The organism is Mesorhizobium sp. M7D.F.Ca.US.004.03.1.1 (genome assembly GCF_003998635.1).
Lineage (GTDB): Bacteria > Pseudomonadota > Alphaproteobacteria > Rhizobiales > Rhizobiaceae > Mesorhizobium > Mesorhizobium loti.
Genome location: NZ_RZQG01000203.1, coordinates 1 through 7807, shown reverse-complemented (window position 1 = coordinate 7807; position 7807 = coordinate 1). Strand labels below are relative to the sequence as shown.

The following is a 7807-nucleotide window of genomic DNA, read 5'->3' as shown; positions in this document are numbered from 1 at the left end:
GGTCCTCCAACGCTGGCTTGCGATCGAAAACAGGCTTTGACCTCGGCCTGACTTGCTTGCCGAAATCTGTTCTTGATACCCCGGTATCGTCGGGCCAGGTTCAATGTGAGAATCGACTTTATTGCTAAATTAACTCGTTAACTAAAGTAAGACAATAGTTGCGAACGAGCCGCCGAACGCGCCTTTCCCGTGAGTGCTCGGCGGACCTCGATGCCAACAAATCTGACGTCCCTCCCGAAGCGAGCGGGATCGCAGCGCAGCCCGCTGCGGTCGATCCGATGGCGTCTTGTGCTCCCGTTCTCGAAATTTTTGAGAGAATATTCCCGGCTTTGACGAGAACGGCGAAACGCGTTCTTTGATATAATCGATAGAATTTCTGAGGATGTGACCAAGGCTAGGCAATCCGCCTGGCTGCCATGACTTCACAACCGCAGAGATCAAGCATGTCCGACTTCAAGAACACTTTGCCATCTTCCCTTTGGTCACCTCTCAACCGGCGCAGCGGCCTGGCTCTGCTGTTCGCATCGGCCGTCGCGATCGGCAGCCTGATGGCGCCCAGCGCGTCGCTCGCTGAGGACAAGAAGGCGATCAAGGTCGGTATCATCAGTGGCGAGGACGAGGATGTCTGGCGGGTCGTCGTCGCTCAGGCGGCCGAAAAGGGCCTCTCTATCGAGACCGTGGTGTTCAACGACTACACCCAGCCCAACGAGGCGCTGGAGCGCGGCGAGATCGACGCCAACGCGTTCCAGCACCAGCCCTATCTCGACAACCAGATCAAGACTCAGGGCTATCACATCGTGCGCGTCGGCTACACCGGCGTCTGGCCGATCGGCCTCTACTCCAAAAAATACACAAAAATTGCCGACCTGCCCGAGGGCGCTGTCATCGGCGTGCCGAACGATCCTTCCAATGAAGGCCGCGCGCTGCGCGTGCTGCAGAATGAGGGCGTGATCAAGCTGAAGGACGGCACCGGCATTCTCGCTACCACGGCCGACATCGCCGAGAACGCCAAGAAGGTGGTGATCAAGGAGCTCGACGCCGGCATTGTCGGCCGCTCGGTCGAGGATCTCGACGCCGCCGTGGTCAACACCGACTGGGCGCTGAAAAGCGGCCTGACGCCGGAAAACCGCATCGCGCAGGAGCCGATCGCCGATAATCCCTACCGCAACTTCATCGCGGTGAAGGTCGGCAACGAGAACGAGGCCTGGGTGAAGACGTTGGTCGCGTCCTATCAGAATGAGGCGGTGAAGGCCGAGTTCGACAAGGTCTACAAGGGCACCGGCCTCAGCGCCTATTGATCCGATCCTCGGCCGGAAACCCGGCTCGAGAGCAACTGCGGTCCGCGCTCAGGCGCGGGCCGCGATTGCGTTTTCGGATGGCGAGAACAGGAACACGAATGAACCAGCATATCACGGCATCCGGAGACACCACCGATCCGACCCAGGCTCGAACCGAGACGTCTCAGGACGTCGTGCGCCTTGTCGAACTGAAGCGCCGCTTCGGTGTGACGGCGGCGCTCGACGGCATCTCGCTGACCGTGCGCAAGGGCGAGATCCTCGGCATTATCGGCCGCAGCGGCGCCGGCAAGTCGACGTTGATCCGCTGCCTGAACGGGCTGGAACGGCCTGACTCCGGCGAGGTGTTCATCGAAGGCCGCGAGATCAGCCGGCTTGGCGAGCGCGACCTGCAGCCGCTGCGGCGGCGCATCGGCATGATCTTCCAGCATTTCAACCTGCTGTCGGCCAAGACCGTCGAGGACAATGTGGCGCTGCCGCTGAAGATCGAGGGCCGCCCGAAAGCCGAGCGACTGAAGCGCGCCGCCGAACTGCTCGATCTCGTCGGCCTGTCGGAGAAAGCAAAAGCCTATCCGGCGTCGCTGTCGGGCGGCCAGAAGCAACGCGTCGGCATCGCCCGGGCGCTTGCCGCGCGCCCGGCACTGCTTTTGTCGGACGAAGCCACCTCGGCGCTCGACCCGGAGACGACGCGCTCCATCCTCGCACTGCTCGAGGACATCAACCGGCAGCTTGGGCCGACCATCCTGCTGATCACCCATGAGATGGAGGTGATCCGCTCGATCGCCGACCGGGTTGCCGTGATCGACGCCGGACGTATCGTCGAGGAAGGCCCGGTCTGGTCGGTGTTTGCCGACCCGCGCTCGGACATCACAAAAAGCCTGCTCGGCGCCATCCGGCCGCAGCTGCCGGCCGAGCTGGCAGCCCGGCTGCTGCCGGCAGCCGGCGCGGAGACGATCCTGCGCGTCGACGTGGCCGGCGAGGCGGCAAGCGGGCCCTTGCTGTCCGACCTTGCCACGGCTGTTCCAGGCGCCTTCCGCCTCGTCCATGGCGGCATCGACCATATCCAGCATCAGCCGGTCGGCACGCTGTTCCTTTCGATTCCCGGCAGCGATGCAAATCATCTCGCTGACATCATCACATTCCTGAAGGCCCGCCAGGCGCGGGTGGAGGTGCTTGGCCATGTCGCCCATCCTGTTTGAACTTCTGCTGCGTTCGATCTGGGAGACGGTGCTGATGACGGCCGCCTCCGGCCTTATCTCGCTGGTTTTCGGCCTGCCGCTCGGCCTGGCCCTGATTGCCACCGAACGCGGCGGCATTGCTGAAAGCCTGTGGGTGAACCGGGCGCTCGGCGCCATCATCAACAGTTTCCGCTCGGTGCCCTTCATCATCCTTCTGGTGGCACTAATCCCGGTGACCCGGCTGATCGTCGGCACCTCGATCGGCACCTGGGCGGCGATCGTGCCGCTGTCGATCGCCGCCACGCCCTATTATGCGCGCATCGCCGAAGTGTCGCTGCGCGAGGTCGACCGTGGCCTGATCGAGGCGGCGCGCGCCATGGGCGGCAACCGCTGGACGATCATCCGCGAGGTGCTGGTGCCCGAAGCCCTGCCAGGCATCGTTGCCGGTTTCACGGTGACACTGGTGACGCTGATCGGCGCGTCGGCCATGGCCGGCGCGATTGGCGCCGGTGGCCTCGGCGACCTCGCCATCCGCTACGGCTACCAGCGTTTTGAGACGTCCGTGATGATCGCTGTGGTCATCGTACTGATCATCCTGGTCTGCGGCATCCAGTGGGTGGGTGACCGGCTGGTTGCGCGGCTGGATCGGCGGGGGTAGGCGGAGCCGGCTAACTAGACTGGCGAATGATGTCTTCGATGAGGGCCTCCAGTGGCGCCTCGGAGCCAACGAAACTGTCGATCATGGCCTGAATCACACGATCACGATCGAGCATGTCGGCGTTGAACGTGAAGCCTGCGTGCTCGGCGAGCATGGCAAGGAAGGTGAGTTGGGTGCGGCCGTTGCCTTCGCGAAACGGATGCACGGCATTGATCTCCGCGACGATGTGGGCCACGTGCTTGGCAAAGCCGCCGCCGTCGAGGTCGGCCAAGCGGTCGGGGTTGCCTAGCTCGCGGAACACCCGCGCCATCTCGCTGGCGATGTGTTCGGGATAGCAAAACCAACTGCTGGCCTTGCCGATGCGGATGGTGCGCGCCTGACCGGCCCAGCCATATACATCCTGGAACAGGTGCCGGGGCAGGCTAAGGTAGTGAGGATAGTCGAGTTCGCCTGCCGGCAATGGCTCGTCAGCGCGCGTCAGGAACAGCGCGAGCTCGACTTCATCAAGTTCGGCCTGGTCGCGGATGTCCAGCAGGTTAATGAGCACCGTCGTACCGGGGTAGCACAGCGGATCGAACTCGGCGGCGTAGACCAACGTCTATTTCTTCTTGCGGATTTCTTCCTTGATGAGCGAACGCCGCTCATCGCCGGACAATCCGTGTCGTACGCCTTGGGCGAGTAATTTCGCCATGCGAGGCGACAACGTCATGCCTTCCACGGCGCTGATTTTCTCACCGCGCGCGCTGGTCAGTACGAACTGGCCGGTCTTGGCTGAACGGCTGGCTCTTGAGCTAGGAGACTTCATTTGGAGACCATATCATAACCCCGGAGGAGAGACCAAAATGATTTCCGGGGCAAGCCGAGTTAGCCGCGCAACCTAACGCCTTCGGGGTCGAAGAACGGTATCGGCGCCACGACCGCGCGGGTCGGCTTGCCGTCGATGTCGATGCTGAGTTCGGTGCCGATGGCCGTGAAGGGAAGCCGCAGATGCGCCGTGGCCAGCACCTTGCCGAAGGAATAACCGTGGTCGCTGTAAGTGACGATGCCGGCATCCTCGCCGTCGGCCAGAACCCGGGCATTGGTCGCGGCCGGCCTGTCGCCGTCGAGGACCAGGCCGACCCATTGCTCGTAGAGGCCCTTATCGCGAACCCTGAGCAGCGCTTCGCGGCCGACGAAATCGCCCTTGTCGAACTTGATCCAGCGGTCGAGGCCGACATGGAACGGCGTGCGGCTCTCGTCCATGTCGATGCCATGCGCCGGATAGGCCTTTTCCAGCCCGAGCGTGAACATTGCCAGCACGCCATAGGGTTTCAGGCCAAAGTCCCGGCCGGTCCGCATCAGCGCCTCCCAGACCGAGGTCGCCTCGTCGGCCGGCACGAACAGTTCGAAGCCGAGTTCGCCGGTCACGCCGGTGCGCGAGATCAGCACACGCGTGCCGTTGATATGACCTGACGTGAACGACCAGCGCTTCAGCCCATCCAGATCGGCATCCGCAACCAACGCTTTCAGGAGTTCGCGCGAGCGCGGACCCTGGATGGTCGGGAAGGCGATGGCCGCGGTGATGTCGGTGACATAGGCCTTGCGCCCCTGCGCATGATGCAACAGCCAGGGCAGCATCTTCAGGCGGTTGACCGAGCCTGTCACCAGCATGAAATGCTCCGGCGCCAGGCGGAACACGGTGAGGTCGTCCATGATGCCGCCATCCTCACGGCAGACCGTGGAATAGCGGACCTGTCCGGGCTTCATGGCGGCGGCATCGTTGACGATGACATGGTTGACCAGCGCCTCGGCGTCCGACCCCTTGATGTCCATCTTGCCCATGGTACTGAGATCCTGCACGCCGACATTTTGGCGGGTGTTCAGATGCTCGTCGGCGATGCCGGAATAATACTTCGCGGAGATGAAATCGCCACCCACCCGACCCATGGTCGCGCCCACGGCAACGATGCTGCTGTAGAAAGGGGAACGCCGCTCAGCCAAGAAAGTCTCCATCATTCATTGCGATCCGGAGACCGTTTCGAAATTCGCTCTGGCGAGTCATATGATGGTGGTTTCGAGAACCGGAGCGCAGCGGACATTCAGGTCCGTGAGCCCAGTTCTACTGCGGCGCAGTAGAACGAGGAAGCGCAGAAACCGCCTTCAGATGGCCGCCAGAGTAGAGTTTCCAAACGGTCTCAGCTGCCGTAGACGTCGAACGAGAAATATTTATCGTTGATTTCCTTGTACTTGCCGTTGGCGCGCAGCGCGTCGATGGCCGCATTGAGCTTGTCGGCCAGCTCCTTGTTGCCCTTCTGCAGTGCAATGCCGACGCCGGGGCCGTGAATGGCCGGATCGGCCGTCAGGGTGCCGAGCAGCTTGCAGCAGGCGCCGTCGGGCCTCTTCAGCCATTCGGTCAGGATGATCGAGCCGTCCATCATCGCGTCGAGCCGGCCATTGGCCATGTCGGTGCGGGCATCGTCGCCGGTCGGATAGGCCTTGACGGTCGAGCCTGCGTATTTCTGCTCGGCGAATTTCTGATGGATGGTCGCGGTCTGAACGCCGAGCGCCTTGCCTTTCAGATCGTCCGGCGAGGTGCCTGCGATGGTGGAATCTTTCGGCACCGCGATGGCCGGCGGCGTCTGGTAGTATTTGTGGGTGAACTCGACCTTCTCGGCCCGCTCGGGCGTGATGGTGATGTTGATGATGGCGTCGAACTTGCCGGCCTGCAGCGCCGGTATGGAGCCATCGAAATCCTGTACGCTAAACTCGCACTCGGCCTTCATCTGCGCACACAGCGCCTTGCCGAGGTCGATGTCGAAGCCGCCCAGCGTGCCGTCGGCACTGGCGTAGTTGAAGGGCGGATAGGCGCCTTCGGTGCCGATCCTGAGCTTCTTGTCCTGGGCGGAAGCACCCGTGGCCAGCGTGAGGGCGACGGAAGCGGCAAGCACGAAACGACCGAAAAGACGCATGTTCGAGATCTCCGTTGACCGGAGAAGTCTACGGGCTTTCGTGCCCCCGGCGGAGACGGAAACGACATGCGCTGCGGCGATCACGGCGCGGCGAGCGGACCAAGCCCTCACGATTGGTGGTGCGTTAGCCGGCGCGCTGCTTGTCCGTCGCCGTCCGATCGATGGCTAACTCCCCTGCCGACAGGACAACGCCGAATTTTTCGCTGACTTCCTCTGACGTATAATATCCCAGCGCCACGTCGCGCAGCACCAAGTCCGGGTCGCGCTCACGCGGATCGCCATAGCCGCCGCCGCCCGGCGTGCCGACGCGCACGCGGTCGCCGGCCTTGAGCGCGATGTCCTGCTCCTTGGAGAGGTGCGGCGGCACATGCTCCTCACCGTTGCGGAAGACAATCACGGTATTGACCGCGCCGTCCTTGCCACCGAGTGCACCTTGCGGGCCGAAACGGCCGTGATCCATGACGAAGGAGGCACGGGCGTCGCCGCGCAGGATCTCGACCTCATATGCGAGCCCGAAGCCGCCGCGATGCTTGCCGGCGCCGCCCGAGCCTTCACGCAAGGCATAGTGGCGGTAGAGCACCGGGAATGCCTGTTCCATGATCTCGACCGGCGGCGATTTCGAGATGCCGATGGTCGAGCAGCCATTGGTCAGGCCGTCATGGCCTGAATTGCCGCCATAGCCGCCGCCGGAGATCTGGTACATGACGTAGTCGCGGCCGCGCGCCGGGTCGTTGCCGCCGAGCGCGAAATTGCCGCTGGAGCCGGCGGGAGCCGCCGTCACTTTCTCCGGCAACGCCTGCACCATGGCCGCGAACACCGCCTCGGCGATGCGCTGCGACACTTCCGCCGCGCAACCCGAGACCGGGCGCGGATATTTGGCGTCGAGGAACGTGCCTTCCGGCTGTTTGACGATCAGGGGTTCGAAAGCGCCGGCGCTGATCGGCACATCGGGGAAGATGTGGCGCATGGCGAGATAGACCGAGGACAGGGTGGTCGCCAGCACGCTGTTCATCGGCCCGGCGCAGGGCTTTGATGAACCGGCGAAATCGAAGGTCAGCGTATCGCCTTGTTTCTCGACCGCGAGCGCGATGGTCAGCGGCTCGTTGACCACCCCGTCGGAATCGACAAAGGCTTTGGAACGGTAAATGCCGTTGGGGATGGCCGCTATGTTGGCGCGCATCTGTTCGGCGGCGCGGCGGCGCAGTTCGGCGATTGCCTCGACAACAGTTTCATCTCCGTAACGATCCAGGATTCCGTTGAGCCTGTCCTGGCCGATCAGCAGTGCGGCGGCCTGGGCGCGGATATCCCCGATGCGCTGGTCGGCAACGCGGATGTTGGAGCAGATGATGGCGTAGATCTCCGGATCGAGCACGCCCTTCTTGAACAGTTTGACCGGCGGCAGCCGCAGCCCTTCCTGCTCGACTGCGGTCGCCGAGGCTGAAAACCCGCCCGGCACCGAGCCGCCAATATCGGGCCAATGGCCGGTATTGGACAGCCAGCAGAAGATCTTGCCGTCCCGGTAGACCGGCATGGCGAAGCGCACATCCATCAGATGGGTGCCGCCGAGATAGGGGTCGTTGACGATGTAGATGTCGCCGGGCTCTGGGGCCAAGCAGCGGCCATCGGCGATCATTTCGATCACCGTCCTGGTCGAATACTGCATGACGCCGACGAACACCGGCAGGCCCTGGCTTCCTTGCGCGATCAGCGAACCATCGACGGCGGAAT

7 protein-coding genes are annotated in these 7807 nt (G+C 63.2%); 3 read left to right on the top strand and 4 right to left on the bottom strand.

What is annotated here, in order from left to right; all coding sequences use genetic code 11:
• The first annotated feature begins 443 nt into the window (after nt 1-443).
• The 3 genes from EN935_RS14055 (at nt 444) to EN935_RS14045 (ending at nt 3131) form a co-directional block, all read left to right on the top strand.
• A complete protein-coding gene (locus EN935_RS14055) occupies nt 444-1298 on the top strand; it encodes a MetQ/NlpA family lipoprotein (protein WP_127263133.1) in 855 nt (284 codons plus the stop codon).
• Between the two features lie 98 nt (nt 1299-1396).
• Nucleotides 1397-2494, top strand: a complete 1098-nt coding sequence (locus EN935_RS14050; protein WP_127263132.1) for a methionine ABC transporter ATP-binding protein — start codon at nt 1397-1399, stop codon at nt 2492-2494.
• Nucleotides 2475-3131 carry a methionine ABC transporter permease gene (locus EN935_RS14045; protein ID WP_127263131.1) on the top strand — a complete coding sequence of 219 codons (657 nt, stop codon included), beginning with the start codon at nt 2475-2477 and terminating at the stop codon, nt 3129-3131. Before EN935_RS14050 ends, EN935_RS14045 begins: the two co-directional genes overlap by 20 nt.
• A gap of 10 nt (nt 3132-3141) precedes the next feature.
• On the opposite strand, the gene EN935_RS14040 is transcribed toward EN935_RS14045, so the two are convergent.
• The 4 genes from EN935_RS14040 to EN935_RS14020 form a co-directional block, all read right to left on the bottom strand.
• The gene (locus EN935_RS14040; RefSeq protein WP_127263130.1) at nt 3142-3726 is read right to left on the bottom strand and encodes a Fic family protein; all 585 of its coding nucleotides are present in this window, start codon (nt 3724-3726) and stop codon (nt 3142-3144) included.
• A 269-nt stretch (nt 3727-3995) separates the two neighbouring features.
• Nucleotides 3996-5126 carry an aminomethyltransferase family protein gene (locus EN935_RS14030; RefSeq protein ID WP_127263129.1) on the bottom strand — a complete coding sequence of 377 codons (1131 nt, stop codon included), beginning with the start codon at nt 5124-5126 and terminating at the stop codon, nt 3996-3998.
• A gap of 179 nt (nt 5127-5305) precedes the next feature.
• A complete protein-coding gene (locus tag EN935_RS14025; RefSeq protein ID WP_109667433.1) occupies nt 5306-6079 on the bottom strand; it encodes an ABC transporter substrate-binding protein in 774 nt (257 codons plus the stop codon).
• A gap of 124 nt (nt 6080-6203) precedes the next feature.
• Nucleotides 6204-7807: hydantoinase B/oxoprolinase family protein (locus EN935_RS14020; RefSeq protein WP_127373384.1), on the bottom strand; the 1604-nt coding region annotated here is incomplete at its 5' end.